12 protein-coding genes are annotated in these 14,590 nt (G+C 70.3%); 4 read left to right on the top strand and 8 right to left on the bottom strand.

Annotated features, from left to right (window positions below):
* Window positions 1–144: 144 nt before the first annotated feature.
* Complete coding sequence (locus tag AB0H86_RS42775) at window positions 145–1,092, bottom strand: LysR family transcriptional regulator (protein WP_362451538.1); 948 nt, start codon at window positions 1,090–1,092, stop codon at window positions 145–147.
* Window positions 1,093–1,162: 70 nt separating this feature from the next.
* On the opposite strand from AB0H86_RS42775, the gene AB0H86_RS42770 reads away from it, so the two are divergent.
* The gene (locus AB0H86_RS42770) at window positions 1,163–2,353 is read left to right on the top strand and encodes a TDT family transporter (protein ID WP_362451536.1); all 1,191 of its coding nucleotides are present in this window, start codon (window positions 1,163–1,165) and stop codon (window positions 2,351–2,353) included.
* On the opposite strand, the gene AB0H86_RS42765 is transcribed toward AB0H86_RS42770, so the two are convergent.
* The 4 genes from AB0H86_RS42765 to AB0H86_RS42750 form a co-directional block, all read right to left on the bottom strand.
* On the bottom strand, window positions 2,265–2,984 hold the full coding sequence (locus tag AB0H86_RS42765) for a helical backbone metal receptor (RefSeq protein ID WP_362451534.1): 720 nt from the start codon (window positions 2,982–2,984) through the stop codon (window positions 2,265–2,267). The genes AB0H86_RS42770 and AB0H86_RS42765 overlap by 89 nt on opposite strands.
* A complete protein-coding gene (locus AB0H86_RS42760; RefSeq protein ID WP_362451532.1) occupies window positions 2,984–3,550 on the bottom strand; it encodes an XRE family transcriptional regulator in 567 nt (188 codons plus the stop codon). Before AB0H86_RS42760 ends, AB0H86_RS42765 begins: the two co-directional genes overlap by 1 nt.
* A gap of 402 nt (window positions 3,551–3,952) precedes the next feature.
* Window positions 3,953–6,571, bottom strand: a complete 2,619-nt coding sequence (locus tag AB0H86_RS42755; RefSeq protein WP_362451530.1) for an ABC transporter permease/substrate binding protein — start codon at window positions 6,569–6,571, stop codon at window positions 3,953–3,955.
* Window positions 6,564–7,643 (bottom strand): glycine betaine/L-proline ABC transporter ATP-binding protein, encoded by a 1,080-nt coding sequence (locus tag AB0H86_RS42750; RefSeq protein ID WP_362451528.1) that lies wholly within the window; start codon window positions 7,641–7,643, stop codon window positions 6,564–6,566. The genes AB0H86_RS42755 and AB0H86_RS42750 overlap by 8 nt, the downstream gene beginning before the upstream one ends.
* Before the next feature lie 270 nt (window positions 7,644–7,913).
* Here AB0H86_RS42750 and AB0H86_RS42745 point away from each other — a divergent pair, with 270 nt between their 5' ends.
* Together AB0H86_RS42745 and AB0H86_RS42740 are read left to right on the top strand one after the other, a co-directional pair.
* The gene (locus AB0H86_RS42745; protein WP_362451526.1) at window positions 7,914–8,858 is read left to right on the top strand and encodes a 5'-3' exonuclease; all 945 of its coding nucleotides are present in this window, start codon (window positions 7,914–7,916) and stop codon (window positions 8,856–8,858) included.
* 149 nt (window positions 8,859–9,007) lie between these two features.
* Window positions 9,008–9,853: a siderophore-interacting protein gene (locus tag AB0H86_RS42740; protein ID WP_362451525.1), complete on the top strand. Its 846-nt coding sequence runs from the start codon at window positions 9,008–9,010 to the stop codon at window positions 9,851–9,853.
* A gap of 31 nt (window positions 9,854–9,884) precedes the next feature.
* Here the strand turns inward: AB0H86_RS42740 and AB0H86_RS42735 are convergent, their stop codons facing one another.
* The 3 genes from AB0H86_RS42735 to AB0H86_RS42725 all read right to left on the bottom strand — a co-directional run bounded on the left by AB0H86_RS42735 (window position 9,885) and on the right by AB0H86_RS42725 (window position 12,499).
* Window positions 9,885–10,661, bottom strand: coding sequence for an ABC transporter permease (locus AB0H86_RS42735; protein WP_362451523.1), 777 nt, complete (start codon window positions 10,659–10,661; stop codon window positions 9,885–9,887).
* Window positions 10,658–11,680 (bottom strand): ATP-binding cassette domain-containing protein, encoded by a 1,023-nt coding sequence (locus AB0H86_RS42730; RefSeq protein WP_362451521.1) that lies wholly within the window; start codon window positions 11,678–11,680, stop codon window positions 10,658–10,660. The genes AB0H86_RS42735 and AB0H86_RS42730 overlap by 4 nt, the downstream gene beginning before the upstream one ends.
* Window positions 11,681–11,878: 198 nt before the next feature.
* The gene (locus AB0H86_RS42725; RefSeq protein WP_362451519.1) at window positions 11,879–12,499 is read right to left on the bottom strand and encodes a PadR family transcriptional regulator; all 621 of its coding nucleotides are present in this window, start codon (window positions 12,497–12,499) and stop codon (window positions 11,879–11,881) included.
* A 293-nt stretch (window positions 12,500–12,792) separates the two neighbouring features.
* Between AB0H86_RS42725 and AB0H86_RS42720 the strand changes: the two genes are divergently transcribed.
* On the top strand, window positions 12,793–14,355 hold the full coding sequence (locus AB0H86_RS42720) for an amino acid permease (protein ID WP_362451516.1): 1,563 nt from the start codon (window positions 12,793–12,795) through the stop codon (window positions 14,353–14,355).
* The last annotated feature ends 235 nt before the right edge of the window (window positions 14,356–14,590 follow it).

Here is a 14,590-nt window from a genome sequence, read left to right as displayed (position 1 = left end):
TGGAGGAGGGCGCCTCGCCCTGGCCGTCGCGCTCCGGACAGGTCGGCCGGGCTACCCCCGGGTCAGTGACAGCAGGTCCCTCGCCGGGCCCACCGGAGGAGGGCGCCTCGCCCTGGCCGTCGCGCTCCGGACAGGTCGGCCGGGCTACCCCCGGGTCAGTGACAGCAGGTCCCTCGCCGGGCCCACCGGGCGGTGGCCTGTTGGCCATACCGCGCGTAGGTCTCGGGCCAGTGCGACGCCCTCCACCGGCACCCGTACCAGACGGCGCATCGCCAGTTCCTCCCCGACCGCCAGTTCGCTCAGGACCGCCGGGCCGGCGCCGCTGACCACCGCCGCCTTGACCGCCGTGGTGGAGGACAGTTCGATCAGTGGTCGTGCCAGGCCGCCCAGCGCCGAGTCCAGGACCTGCCGGGTCCCCGATCCCTTCTCGCGCAGGATCAACGGCGTCACGGCGAGCTCCGCGGCCTCCAGGGAACGGCGACGGCGGGCCCAGGGGTGCCCCGGTGCCGTCACCACGATCAGGTGGTCGTGGGCGATGACCACGGAGTCCAGTCCCGTCGGCACGGTGAGCCCCTCCACGAAACCGAGGTCGGCCTCGTCGGCCAGCAGCCGCTCCGCCACCGCCGTCGAGTTGCCCGCGAGCAGCGACACCGCGGTGTCCGGCCGCTGGGCGCGCAGCGCGAGCAGCCAGCCCGGGAGCAGGTACTCGGCGATCGTCATGCTCGCCGCCACCCGCAGCCGGGAGTCACGGCGGTCCCGCAGCGCCTGCGCGCCCACGTCGAAGGCCTCCGCCGCCGCCACGATCCGCCGCGCCCAGTCCGTCACCAGCGCCCCGGCGTCCGTCAGCCGGGAGCCGCGCGGCGAACGGTCCACCAGCGCCACCCCCAGTTGGCGTTCCATGGAGCGGATCCGGCTGCTGGCGGCCGGCTGTGTGATCCCCAGCTCCCGCGCGGCCCCGCCCAGACTGCCGAGCCGCGCCACCGCCAGCAGCAGCTCCAGCGCCCCGAGATCCGGCACCCGGTGCGCGAGCAAGCCACCACCCGCCACCGCTCGCGCATGTCCCTGACCCTGCTGCCCCTCCGCGCCGCTCATAAAGACAGCTTATGCCCTCATAGGGCCATACTCCCTGGTCGCGGCCCCACACCGACGGGACCGTGGAGACATGCTCACCGCAGCCCGGCCGACCCAGCCCCTCCCTCCCCTCCCCCGTGCCCCCGCACGGCCCTCGCGCGCCGCCGCCGTCCGTCACCTCGGGCCGAACTGGTACGCCACCGTCATGGGCACCGCGGTCGTCGCCACCGCCGGAGTCGCGCTGCCGTCGCGTGTCCCGGGTCTGCGCACCGTCTGCGCGGCCGTCTGGGCGCTCTCCCTGCTGCTCCTCGTGGCCCTCCTCTGCGCGCGGGCCCTGCACTGGAGGCACCACAGCGACCAGGCCCGCGCCCATCTCCTCGACCCGGCCACGGCCCCCTTCTACGGCTGCCTCGCGATGGCCCTGACGGCCGTCGGCGGCGGCGCCGTCACGGTCGGCCGGGACTGGATCGGCACCGAAGCGGCGGTGGGGCTCGACGCCGTGCTGTTCGGTGCCGGTACGGCGGTCGGGCTGGCGGCCGCCGTCGTCGTGCCGTACCTGATGGCCGTACGGCATCGCGTCGGGCCCGGACAGGCTTCGCCCGGGTGGCTGCTGCCGGTCGTCGCGCCCATGGTGTCCGCCGCGCTCGGGCCGCTCCTGGTGCCGCATCTGCCGCCCGGCCAGCCGCGGCAGACCCTGCTCATCGCCTGCTTCGCGATGTTCGGGCTGAGTCTCGCGGCGACCCTGCTGATGCTGCCGCTGATCTTCGGGCGGCTGCTCACCGGCGGGCCGCTCCCGCTCGCCCTCACCCCGACCCTGTTCCTGGTCCTCGGTCCGCTGGGCCAGTCCACCACCGCGGTCGGCACGTTCGCGGACGTGGCACCCGGGGTCCTCCCGGCCCGCTACAGCCACGGCTTCGACGTCCTCGCCGTCCTCTACGGCGTCCCCGTCATGGGCTTCGCGCTGCTGTGGCTCGCTCTCGCCACCGCCCATGTGGTGCGCGCCCGGCGGCGGGGCATGCGCTTCGCGATGACCTGGTGGGCGTTCACCTTCCCGGTCGGCACCTGCGTCACCGGGGCGGGGGCACTGGCCCGGCACACCGGGCTCCTCGCCTACGACTGCCTCGCTGTCGCCCTGTACGTCGTCCTGGTCGCCGCCTGGTCCATCGCCGCCGTGCACACCGCGCGCGGTCTGGTCAGCGGCGAGCTGCTCGCAGCGCCTCGCCCAGCATCCGTGGCGCCTCGGCCAGCGACGGCCCGTACCACGTCAGGTGCCGTCCGCTGACCAGCGCGCAGGGCACACCGGGGAAGGCCTCCGGACCGTCGTCGGCCGTGAAGCGGTAGGGCTCGTCCGGGAGGACGACCACGTCCGGGGCGGCGGCCCGCAGTTCCTCGACCGGGATCCGCGGGTAGCGCTCGGTGTGGGCGGCGTACAGGTGGTCGACGCCCAGGCGGGCCAGGACGTCGCCGGCGAAGGTGTCCCGGCCCAGCACCATCCACGGCCGCCGCCAGATCGGTACCACCGCTGTCGTACGGCGTGCGGGGGCTCGCAGATCCGACCAGGCCGCCTCCGCCTCGATCAGCCAGCGCGGCCGGTCTGCCGCCCCGCACGCGTCGAGCACCCGCGCCAGCTCGCGCACGGCCTCCGGTACCCCACGTACCTCCGTCACCAGCACCTCGATCCCGGCCGCGCGCAGCGCCGCCAGGTCGGGGGCACGGTTCTCCTCCTCGTTGGCGATCACCAGATCGGGGGCGAGGGCGACGATCCGGTCGAGGTCGGGGTTCTTGGTGCCGCCGACCCGGGGGACGTCGAGGTCCGCCGGATGTGTGCACCAGTCCGTGGCGCCGACGAGGGTGCCGGGGACGGTGGCGGCGACGGCCTCCGTGAGCGACGGGACGAGCGAGACGACGCGCACTAGCGCTGCCGGTCCTGGACCGCCTCGACGTGTTCGGCGACCGCGACGACGAGTACGCGGGTGTCGGCCTCCGTCGCCCGCCAGCGGTGGCGCACGCCGCCGGTGAGGTACAGGGTGTCGCCGCGGCCCAGCCGGTACGCGCGGCCCTCCGCCTCGATCTCGACGGCGCCGTCGGCGACGTACATCAACTGGTCGTTGCGGTACTGGAATTCACGGCCCGCGTCGTGGTCGCCGGTGAACTCCGAGGCGTGCATCTGATGGTGACCGCGCACCAGTGACCGCACCTGGGGCGCGAGCAGCGGCTCGACGCCCTCCGCGCGGACCACGTCGACACTGCACGCCGGGTCGGCGGCGGCCAGGAGTTCCACGGCGGTGGTGCGCAGGGCGTCGGCGACCTTTTCGAGTGAGCTCTGGCTGGGACGCGCGCGCTCGTTCTCGACCTGGCTCAGGAAGGGGACCGACAGACCGCTGCGTTCGGCGACGACGGCGAGGGTGAGCTCCAGCGCACGGCGCCGGCGGCGCACGGCCGCGCCCACCCGCAGAGGCTGTTCTTTGTGGTCGCCCATCGCTCCGGCTCCCTCCTCGGCTCGTCGGTCCACCTGTCCGAGTGCCCCGGCTCGGGCACATCGCTCCTGATGAGTTGTCTGCACCCTACGCATGTTCGGCAAACCGTTTCACGCGGCCGTCACATCTGCCCCCGACGGTGTGCGGCCGGACTCACGGTTCGCGCCAGTGGACCGACCCCGGATCAGCCGGGCGAACGGCCGGATCGCCGTCCTCCGGCGGGGTCGCGGGCGTACGTCCACCGGCGGCTCACCACGTACGGCGAAGCTCGGGCAGGGGCGTTGCTCTGTGTGATTGGCCGGATCCTTTTCGTGGGACCCGGACATGACCCGAGGGGTGGGCCTCACCACACGCTGTCAGGACGCGTGGGGAGGCCCACCCCTCGGGCGGCTTCGGTAGGGCGGTTACTGCGGGGTCATCCGGTCGACCATCTCCGGGTGCTCCTTCAGCCAGGAGGCGACCGCTTCCTGCTCCTTGCCCTGGCCGCGCTGGGTGATCTCGGCCTCCAGGCTGCCGAGCTCGGCCTCGCTCATCCTGAAGTTCTTGATCCACTTGGTGAGCTGCGGGTACTGCCCGGGGAACTTGTGGTTGGAGATCGTGCGGATGGTGTTGCCCTCGCCGAAGTACTTCTTGTCGTCCTTCAGCTTGGTGAGGTCGTACTGGCTGTACGCCCAGTGCGGCGACCACAGGACGACCGCGACGGGCTCCTTCTTGGCGTAGGCGCGCTTGAGCTCGGCGAGCATCGCGGGCGTGGAGCCGTCGACGACGTCGTACTCCTTGTCCAGGCCGTAGCCCGGCAGCACCTTCGTCTTGAGCAGGTTCATCTCGCCGGTGCCCGGCTCGATGCCGATGATCTTCCCGTCGAAGAGGTCGGCCTTGCCCTTGAGGTCCTCGTAGGACTTCACGCCCTTGACGTACGAGGGCACCGCGACCTCCAGCGAGGTCGGCTGGTACCAGGTGCCCAGGTCCGCGAGTCTGTCCTTGCTCTTGTCCCAGTAGTTCTTCTGCGCGTACGGCAGCCACGCGTCGAAGTTGAGGTCGAGGTCACCTGCGGCGAGGCCGGTGTAGACCGGGCCGACGTCCATCTGCTTGAGGTTCAGCTTGTAGCCGCGCCGCTCCAGGACGTTCTTCCACAGATAGGTGACGGCGATGTCCTCGTCCCAGGGGAACCAGGCCACGTCGATGGGATTCTTGGCCTCGGCGGGAGTCGAGCCGGAGCCGCCGGCCACCGGGGCCAGCTTGTCGACGACGCCCGGGTTCTGCTTCAGCCAGGCTTGGACGGCCTCCTGCTGCTTGCCCTCGCCCGCCTTGTTGATCTCGGCCTCGAGGCCGGTGAGCTGCTTCTCGTCCATCTTGAAGTTCTTCAGCCAGTCACCGACGACCGGGTTGTCGGCCGCGAAACCCTTGCGGGAGACGGTGTGCACCCCGTCGCCCTTGCCCCAGGCGCCCTTGGGGTCCTTCAGCTTCTTCAGGTCGTAGTCGCTGTACGCCCAGTGCGGCGACCAGAGCGTGACGACGATCGGTTCCTTCTTGCTGTACGCGCGCTTGAGCTCGGCCAGCATCGCCGGCGTGGAGCTGTCGACGACCTTGTACTCCTTGTCGAGGCCGTACGCCTTGAGGACCTTGCTCTTCAGCAGGGACATCATGCCGGCGCTGGACTCGATGCCGGTGATCTTCCCGCCGACGGTGCCGCCCTTGCCCTTGAGGTCCTCCAGGGAGTCGACGCCCTTCATGTACGAGGGCACGCTCAGCTCCAGGGAGGTCTGGCCGTACCAGGCACCGAGGTCGTCGAGCTTGCTGCCGTACTTCTTCCAGTACTGCTCATGGGTGGTCGGCAGCCAGGCGTCGGTCTGGAAGTCGACGCTGCCCTGTGCGAGGGAGGTGTAGAGCGGACCCGCGTCGAGCTGTTTGGCCTCTACTTCGAAGCCGCGCTCCTCCAGGATCTCCTTCCACAGGAAGGTGGAGGCGACGCCCTCGTCCCAGGGGATGTAGCCGATGCTGACCTTCTTGCCCTTGCCGACGTCCTTGCCGTCGGCGACCGTGCTGGAACCGTCTCCGTTGCCGCCGAAGACGCCCATGCCGCCGGCCACCAGGGCGAGGACCACGACACCGATCACCGCGAACTGCGGGCGGGGCCGGTAGGACCAGATCTTCAGGCCCTGGGTGGCACGCGCCTTGGCGGCGGCGCGGCGGCCCAGCGGGGAGACCTGGGTGCCCAGGGCGCTGGTCATACGGTCGAGGTAGATCGCGAGGATCACGATCGCGACACCGGCCTCGGAGCCGAGGCCGACGTTGAGCTGGCCGATGGCCTGGTTGACGTCGCCGCCGAGGCCGCCGGTGCCGACCATGCCGGCGATCGCGGCCATGGACAGGCCGAGCATGATGACCTGGTTGACGCCCGCCATGACCGTGGGCAGCGCCAGCGGCAGCTGGACCCGCAGCAGGATGTCACGGGGCGCGGTGCCGAACGCGTCGGCCGCCTCGACCAGTTCCTTGTCGACCTGGCGGATGCCCAGCTCGGTCATGCGCACGCCGGGGGCGAGGGCGAAGATCAGGGTGGCGACGATGCCCGCGGGGGCGCCGGTGCCGAAGAACAGGATCGCCGGGATGAGGTAGATCATCGCGGGCAGCGTCTGCATGAAGTCCAGGACCGGCCGGACCAGTCCGCTGACCCGGTCGGAGCGCGCCGCCCAGATGCCCACCGGCACGGAGATCACCAGCGCGATGATCGTGGCGACGAGGACCAGCGAGAGGGTCACCATCGCGTCGTCCCACAGTTCGAGGGAGTCGATGAAGGCGAATCCCGCGAAGGTGAGGACACCGGCGAGGGTGCCGCGCAGCCAGAACGCGAGCACCGCGAGGATGCCCGCGAGCAGCAGGGGTTCGGGCGCCTGGAGGACGGCGTTGATGCCGTCGTAGGTGCCGGTGAAGACGGACTTGAGGAAGTCGAAGAGCCAGGCCATGTGACCGAGCAGCCAGTTGACCGCGTCGTTGACCCAGTCGCCGAGCGGGATCCTAGGCACGGGTCATCACCTTCTCGCCGTCAGGGTTGTCGCACGGGACGGGTTCGCCGGTCTCGTCGCCGAGGAGACGGATCAGCCGCTCCCGCGGAACGACACCGATGACCTGGTTCGCCCCGTCGACCACCGAGACACGGTGGGAGAGGCGGGCACTGATCGCGCAGAGCTCCCCGAACGGGGTGTCGGCCGTGGCGGTTTCACAGCTGCAGCTGGGGCTGCCGCCCGAGACGGCGGTGTCCATGACGGAGGAGGCGGTCAGCACGCGGGAGCGGTCGACGTCCTTGGTGAAGGAGGCGACGTAGTCGTCGGCGGGCCGGACGAGGATGTCCTCCGCCGTGCCGATCTGGACGATACGACCGTCGCGCATGACGGCGATCCGGTCCCCCAGACGCATGGCCTCGTTGAGGTCGTGGGTGATGAAGACGATCGTCTTCTTCAGGGACTTCTGGAGCTGGAGGAGCTGGTCCTGCATGTCACGGCGGATCAGCGGGTCCAGCGCGCTGAACGACTCGTCCATGAGCAGCAGGTCGGCGTCGGTGGCGAGAGCGCGGGCCAGGCCCACGCGCTGCTGCATGCCGCCGGACAGCTCGTCGGGCCAGGACTTCTCCCAGCCGTCCAGTCCGCACAGGGCGAGCGCCTCGGCGGCCCGCGTCTCCCGCTCGCGTCGGGGCACACCCTGCACGTACAGACCGTAGGCGGCGTTCTCCAGGACGCTGCGGTGCGGGAAGAGCGCGAAGTGCTGGAAGACCATACTGATCTTGTGCGCGCGGACCTCGCGCAGCGCGCGGTCGCTGAGGGTGGTCAGGTCCTCCCCGCCGAAGCTGACATGACCCGCGGTCGGCTCCAGGAGGCCGTTGAGCATCCGCAGCAGTGTGGACTTTCCGGAGCCGGACAGACCCATCACGACGAAGATCTCGCCGGGTTCCACGGTGAAGGAGGCGTCGATCACGGCGGCGGTGATGCCCTCGGATCGCAGTTCCTCCCGGTCGACTCCCTTTCGGAGCCGCTCGACGGCGTTGTCCGGTCGTCTTCCGAAGACCTTGTAAAGCTCGGCGGCCTCAAGTCTGGATGACACGCGTACCTCTCGTCTCAGGGGGCAGAAGCGGAGACGAAGGGCCGCGATCAGTTGAAAGGGCAACCGGCTTCTCTCCGAGGCGGCGCCTGCCCAGTCGCCTTTCGGCCAAACGCGGTCGTGGCGCAGTTCACAGGGTGTTCACGTGCGCGCGCGCCTGCGTCGACGGAATCGGCGAGCCGGTTTGTCAGTGATTGTCCGTAGCGTGCGACGGGTTGTCGGTGGCGTACGGCTGGTTGTCGGTGACGTACGGCTGGTTGTCGGTGGCTGTCAGTGGCGTACGGCAAGATGCGTGGCGTGACCGGACGACTGATGCTCCTCGACACCGCCTCGCTCTACTTCCGCGCCTACTTCGGCGTCCCCGAGTCCGTGAAGGCCCCGGACGGCACGCCGGTGAACGCCGTGCGCGGACTCCTCGAGTTCATCGACCGCCTGGTCAAGGACCATCGCCCCGACCATCTGGTGGCGTGCATGGACGCCGACTGGCGGCCCCAGTGGCGGGTCGATCTCATTCCCTCCTACAAGGCGCACCGTGTCGCCGAGGAGCGCGAGGCGGGCCCGGACGAGGAGGAGGTGCCGGACACCCTCTCGCCGCAGGTGCCCGTCATCGAGACCGTTCTCGACGCGCTCGGCATCGCGCGCGTGGGCGTCGCCCGGTACGAGGCCGACGATGTGATCGGCACGTTCACCGCGCGCGCGAGGGGCCCGGTCGACATCGTCACCGGTGACCGCGACCTGTACCAACTGGTGGACGACGCCCGCGGCGTGCGCGTGCTGTATCCGCTCAAGGGCGTCGGCACGCTGCAGTTGACGGACGAGGCGTGGCTGCGCGAGAAGTATGGCGTCGACGGCAGGGGGTACGCGGATCTGGCGCTGCTGCGCGGCGACCCGAGCGACGGTCTGCCGGGCGTGCCGGGCATCGGCGAGAAGACGGCGGCCAAGCTGCTCGCCGAGTTCGGTGACGTGGCCGGGATCATGGCCGCGGTCGATGACCCGAAGGCGAAGCTGACGCCGTCGCAGCGTCGACGTCTGGACGAGTCACGGCCCTATGTGGCGGTGGCCCCGAAGGTCGTCCTGGTGGCGGACGACGTCCCGCTGCCGGAGGTCGACACGGTACTGCCACGCACCCCGCGCGATCCCGTGGCACTGGAGGAGCTGGCGGCACGCTGGGGGTTGGGTGGATCATTGCAGCGACTGCTCGCCACCCTTGGGGCGTAATCAATGATCACGTTCCCCGTGGGCGGGCTTCACAGAGAAGGCGGGCAAACTTCCGTTCAAGAGACCGCGGGCTCTCCCGCACGGGGAGCATTCCACCGGGGGGAGATGCTAACTTAGGTTAGCCTAACCATAGGATCAGGGAGGCCGCCATGGCAGAACGACCGGGACGCAAGCCGCGCAAGCCGCACACCGCGCAGGTCATCCGTACCGAACGGCTGACTCCTCATATGCAGCGTGTGGTGCTCGGTGGCGAGAGCCTGGCCGAGTTCTCGCCGGACGCCTGCACCGATCACTATGTGAAGCTGCTCTTCCCGGCCGAGGGGGCGACCTACCCGGAGCCCTTCGACATGCAGCGGATCCGCGAGGAGTTCCCGCGTGAGCAGTGGCCGGTGACCCGGACGTACACCGTGCGGGCCTGGGACGCCGAACACCGCGAGCTGACGCTGGACTTCGTGATCCACGGTGACGAGGGCCTCGCCGGCCCCTGGGCACTGCGGGCGCGACCGGGCGAGACGGTCCGGTTCATGGGTCCCGGCGGCGCCTACGCCCCCGACCCGAGCGCCGACTGGCATCTGCTCGTCGGTGACGAGAGCGCGCTGCCCGCGATCGCACGGTCCCTGGAGGCGCTGCCGACAGGCGCCCGGGCCCATGCCTTCGTGGAGGTCTCCGGGCCGGAGGAGGAGCAGAAGATCGACTCCGACGTGGAGGTCGTCTGGCTGCACCGCGGTGAGCGGCCCGTCGGCGAGGCACTGGTCGAGGCCGTACGGTCGCTGGAGTTCCCGGAGGGCCGGGTGCACGCGTTCGTGCACGGCGAGGCGCACTTCGTGAAGGAACTGCGCCACCTGCTCCGGGTGGAGCGCGAGGTCGCGCGTGAGGACCTGTCGATCTCCGGCTACTGGCGCCTGGGCCACAACGAGGACGGCTGGCAGGCCTCCAAGCGGGACTGGAACGCGCGCGTCGAGGCCGAGCAGGAGGGCGCTCCCACGCCCTCCTGACCTGCCCCGACCTGACGTGTCGCGAGGCGGGCTACACCGACCGCTGGTAGGAGCGGAAGGTACGGATCGACAGCCATACCGCGGCCACCGCCAGCGCGAGCAGCCCGCCGCCCCGGCTGAGCACATCGCCCAGGTCCGGATCCGCCGACATCGCCGAACGACCCGCCACCAACGCCCAGTCGAGCGGGTTGAGGTCGGCGATGTGCCGCATCCACGACGGCATCTGCGCGGGCGCCATGAAGGCACTGGACAGGAAGGTCAGCGGCAGCAGCAGGAAGGTGTTGATCCCGATGATCGACTCCCGCTCCCGCACCAGCATGCCCAGGGCGTTGGACAGCGCCCCGAAGACCGTGCCGAGCAGCACCGCGGCGAACACCAGGACGGCGATCCCGCCGATGCCACCGGGGTAGTCGGCGCCGCCCAGCAGCCCGAGCAGCACGATGATCACCGACTGCAGGGCGGTGACGAGGCCGTTGTTGACGACGTTGCCGTTCATCAGCGCGGCCCGGCTGACCGGTGTGGTCAGGAAGCGGTTGAGCGTGCCGCGCTGGATCTCGTCCAGCGTGGTCATCCCCGCCCACATGTTGGAGCTGAGGGCACTCATCACCACCACTCCCGGCACCAGGTAGTCGAGGTACGAGGTGGTGCCGAAGCCGCCCAGTTCGACGACCCCCTTGAAGAGGTTCCCGAACAGGAAGAGCCAGATCACCGGTTGGACGAGGGTGATCAGAGCGAACGCGGGCTGCCGTACGAACACCATGAGTTGACGATGTGTCATGAACCAGGTCTGGGAGACGGCGGTACTCATCGCGCACCTCCCGCGAGGACGAGGCCCTCATCGCTCCCGGCCGCGGTATCCGCCTCGGCGTAACGGCGGCCCGTGTATCGCAGGTAGACGTCGTCGAGGGACGGGCGGGCGACGGTCGCGGTGGCGACGCCGACCCCGGCCCGTTCGAGTGCCCCGAGCAGCGCGGGGGTCGCGGCCGCCCCGTCGTCGGCGCGGACGCTGACGCGGTGCCCGTCGACCAGGACCTCGTGCACGCCCGGCAGACCGCCGAGGGCGCTCTTCAGCAGCGTACGACCGGCTTCGCCGACCGCCGCGCGCAGTTCCACATGGACGGCGTCGCCTCGGAGTTCGCCCTTGAGGGCGTCGGGAGTGCCCTCGACGACGACCCGGCCGCGGTCGACGATGGCGACGCGCTCGGCGAGCCGGTCGGCCTCCTCCAGGTAGTGCGTGGTGAGCAGGATGGTCAGGCCCTCCTCCCCGGCCAGGCGGCCGATCTCGTCCCACATGGCACCGCGGGCCTGCGGATCGAGGCCGGTGGTGGGCTCGTCGAGGAAGAGCACCTCGGGCCGGTGCACCAGGCCGAGGGCGACATCGAGGCGACGCCGCATGCCGCCGGAGTAGCCCTTCACCGGGCGCCGGGCCGAATCGGCGAGGGTGAAGCGCTCCAGCAGCTCGTCGGCCCGGCGGCTGAGCACGGCCCCCCTCAAGCCGTAGAGCCTGCCCTGGAGTTGGAGGTTCTCGCGGCCGGTGGCGGACGGGTCGGCGCCGGAGTTCTGGTTGACCACGCCGATCGTGCGGCGCACCCGGTCGGGGTGGCGCAGCACGTCGTGGCCGGCGACGGTGGCGGCGCCCGAGTCGGGGCGGGCCAGGGTGGTGAGGATCTTGACGGTGGTGGACTTTCCGGCGCCGTTGGGACCGAGGAGTCCGAAGACGGTGCCCGGTCGGACGGTGATGTCCAGGCCACTCAGCGCGGTGACGTCGCCCGGATACGTCTTCACCAGTTGGCGCGCCTCGATCGCGGGCGCGGGAGTACTGCTCATGTCGACTGCTCTCTCTGGGATGAGCGGATGTGATCGCTGATCCACGTGAAGAGCGCCGGGCTATCCTGGGTGTGCCGCACCTCGATCGCCTGGAACTGCCTCACGGTGGATCCGGTTCGGGGTTCGAAACCCTGGCGGGGCTGCTGCAACAGCCCTGCCGGGGTTGTTCTCTCTCGTCAGATGCTCGTCAGGTGCTCGTCAGATGACGTCCGGTGGCCACTCCCCCGTCTCGTGGAGCCGCCGCCACTGCTCGACGCCCGGCAGCGACCCTTTCTTGATCTCCTCCAGGAGACCGCGCACCCACTCCGCCTGCGCCTCGGCCATGTGCAGCTGGTACTCGTTCTCGACGAGGAACAGCCGCGGCAGCGTCTCGCAGAGCTTGTCCAGCGCTCCCCGCCCGCTCGCCACCTCCACCTCAAGGGTGTCCAGCCGCTCCGCCAGCAGCCGCACCACATCGTCGGGCGGCAGCGCGCCCAGCAGCGAGAGCGCGGTCTCGAAGATCGGAAACTCCTTCACCGGGACGGCGACGAGGTCCGACAACCACTCGGTCATCTCCTCGCGGCCGGCCTCGGTGAGCCCGTAGACCGTGCGCTCGGGCCGGTTGCCCTGCCGCTCCACGTCGGTCACCTCGACGAAGCCGTGCTTCTGGAGGTTCTGCACGACGGTGTAGAGCGAGCCGTAGTTGATCTTCGTGCTGGCGTCCTTGCCCTGCTGCCGCATGGTCTGCGCGATCTCGTAAGGATGCATCGGCTTCTGCCAGAGCGTGGTCAGCACGGCCAGCGCGAGCGGATTGCTCAACTTGCGGCGCCTCACCGGCATGACGACCACCTCGCTTCCGAATATCCGTGGCCGAGCATATCGCGACTCGCGCGACGTCGCAATACACACGATGTATCGCGACCGAATCCGGCGGCACCAACGTGAGGACTTGGGACCGATGCGGACATGGCCGCGTGACGCGGTCGAAACAGCCCATCCCTAATTTCTGTCACCCGACAGGAACTCTGCTCCCGCTCCGGCTCCTGCTCGTCCTCCTCCGCCCGCCCCCGCTCTCCTCCCCTCTCCTCCGCTCTCCTCCGCTCCGCTCCTTCGCGCCGAAGGCAGGTGCCGCCGTGACGACAACCGCCCCCTCAGACGTACGCCCCGATCCGCCACACTCCTCCGCCGACCGCTCCCTCGCGGAGTTCGGCTACCACCAGGAACTGCACCGCAGCCTGGGCCGGTACGCGTCGTTCGCGGCCGGGTTCTCGTTCATCTCCGTCCTGACCACCGTCTTCCAGTTCTTCGCCTTCGGGTACGCGTTCGGCGGTCCCGTCTTCTTCTGGGCCTGGCCCGCAGTCCTGGTCGGGCAGTTGCTGGTGGCCGCCTGCTTCGCGGAACTGGCCGCGCGCTATCCGATCTCCGGCGCCATCTATCAGTGGTCGTCGCGCCTGTCGAACCTCACCTTCGGCTGGTTCGCCGGCTGGATCATGGTGATCGGGCAGATCGTGGTGGTCGCGGCGGCCGCGCTGGCGCTCCAGATGGTGCTGCCCGCGATCTGGTCGGGCTTCCAGCTGATCGGCACCGACCCGGCGCCCGTCTCGGCGGACGGCGCGGCCAACGCGGCCGTCCTCGGAGTGATCCTGCTGGCCCTGACCACACTGGTGAACATCCTGGACAACCGCGTGATGTCCGTGATCAACCGGGTCGGCGTCACCGCCGAGATCATCGGCGCGGTCCTGATCGTCGTCCTGCTGCTGACCCACTCCGAACGCTCCCCCGGCATCACCTTCCACACCACGGGCGCCGCCCAGTCAGGCCTGTTCGGGGCCTTGCTGGTGGGCTCGTTCACGGCGGCGTACGTGATGATCGGTTTCGACAGCGCGGGCGAGATGAGCGAGGAGACCCGCAACCCGCGCCGCACCGCGCCCCGCACGATCCTCACGGCGCTCGGCGCGGCCGGCCTGCTCGGCGGCCTGATCGTCCTCGGCGGCCTGCTCGCCGCACCCAGCCTGACCGACGGCCACCTGGCGGTCGACGGCCTGAGCTACGTCCTCACCAGCAGCCTCGGTGACGGCGTGGGCCGGGTCCTGCTGGCCGACGTGGTGGTGGCGATCGCGGTGGCGACCCTGGCGATCCAGACGGCGGCCTGCCGCATGCTGTTCTCGATGGCCCGCGACGGCCAACTGCCCTTCTCCGGCCGCCTCGCCCGCGTCAACCCGCGCACCGGCATGCCGAGCGCCCCGGCCCTGGTGGTCGGCGTCCTCGCGGCGGCCCTGCTGCTGCTCAACTTCGCCTCCCCGGAGGCGTTCCTGGCCATCGGCACCACCTGCATCGTGATGCTGTACCTGGCCTACGCGATGGTCACCGGCCCGCTGCTGGTCCGCCGACTGCGCGGCGAGTTCTCCGTCGAGGGCACCGACGAGACAGGCACCCGCCTCTTCTCCCTCGGCCGCTGGGGCACCCCGGTCAACGCCCTCGCCCTCCTGTACGGCCTGTTCATGACCGTCAACCTGGCCTGGCCCCGGGCGGAGGTGTACGACCCGGCGGGCGGGCACTGGTACTTCCAGTGGTTCACGGTGCTGTTCCTGCTGGTCACGCTGGGGACAGGAGCCTTGTACCGGCTACTCCGTGCACAACGCGTGCACTCCGCTGCTCCCGAAGCCGCCCCAGCTGTCCCAGAACCGACTCGATAGCTACGGCGGCCGTGTCCTCGTCGCTCGGCCAATAGCCGACGTACTTGTCCAGCGTGATCGAAGGGCTTCGAGTGCCCGAGACGGACCTGCACCGTCTCCTGAGGGATGCGCACGCGTTCGGACTCGCCGCCGTCGTCGAGCGTCCCAAGGCGATGCCGGTGCAAGCTCAGCTCGGCGAAGTGCTCGTCGAGCTGAGCTTGGCCCCGTCCCCCTTGATCTGCTTCCAGATGCGTGG

The sequence above is a fragment of the Streptomyces sp. NPDC050997 genome (assembly GCF_040660135.1).
Taxonomy (GTDB): Bacteria; Actinomycetota; Actinomycetes; order Streptomycetales; family Streptomycetaceae; genus Streptomyces.
Note: the sequence above shows the minus strand (reverse complement) of the source record. Positions and strands in the feature narration are given on the sequence as shown.

Coding starts and splice junctions, on each gene's coding strand:
- AB0H86_RS42740 (WP_362451525.1), top strand. CDS start 9,008: ATGGCAGAACGACCGGGACGCAAGCCGCGCAAGCCGCACACCGCGCAG.
- AB0H86_RS42730 (WP_362451521.1), bottom strand. CDS start 11,680: ATGAGCAGTACTCCCGCGCCCGCGATCGAGGCGCGCCAACTGGTGAAG.
- AB0H86_RS42775 (WP_362451538.1), bottom strand. CDS start 1,092: ATGAGCGGCGCGGAGGGGCAGCAGGGTCAGGGACATGCGCGAGCGGTG.
- AB0H86_RS42725 (WP_362451519.1), bottom strand. CDS start 12,499: ATGCCGGTGAGGCGCCGCAAGTTGAGCAATCCGCTCGCGCTGGCCGTG.
- AB0H86_RS42735 (WP_362451523.1), bottom strand. CDS start 10,661: ATGAGTACCGCCGTCTCCCAGACCTGGTTCATGACACATCGTCAACTC.
- AB0H86_RS42770 (WP_362451536.1), top strand. CDS start 1,163: ATGCTCACCGCAGCCCGGCCGACCCAGCCCCTCCCTCCCCTCCCCCGT.
- AB0H86_RS42760 (WP_362451532.1), bottom strand. CDS start 3,550: ATGGGCGACCACAAAGAACAGCCTCTGCGGGTGGGCGCGGCCGTGCGC.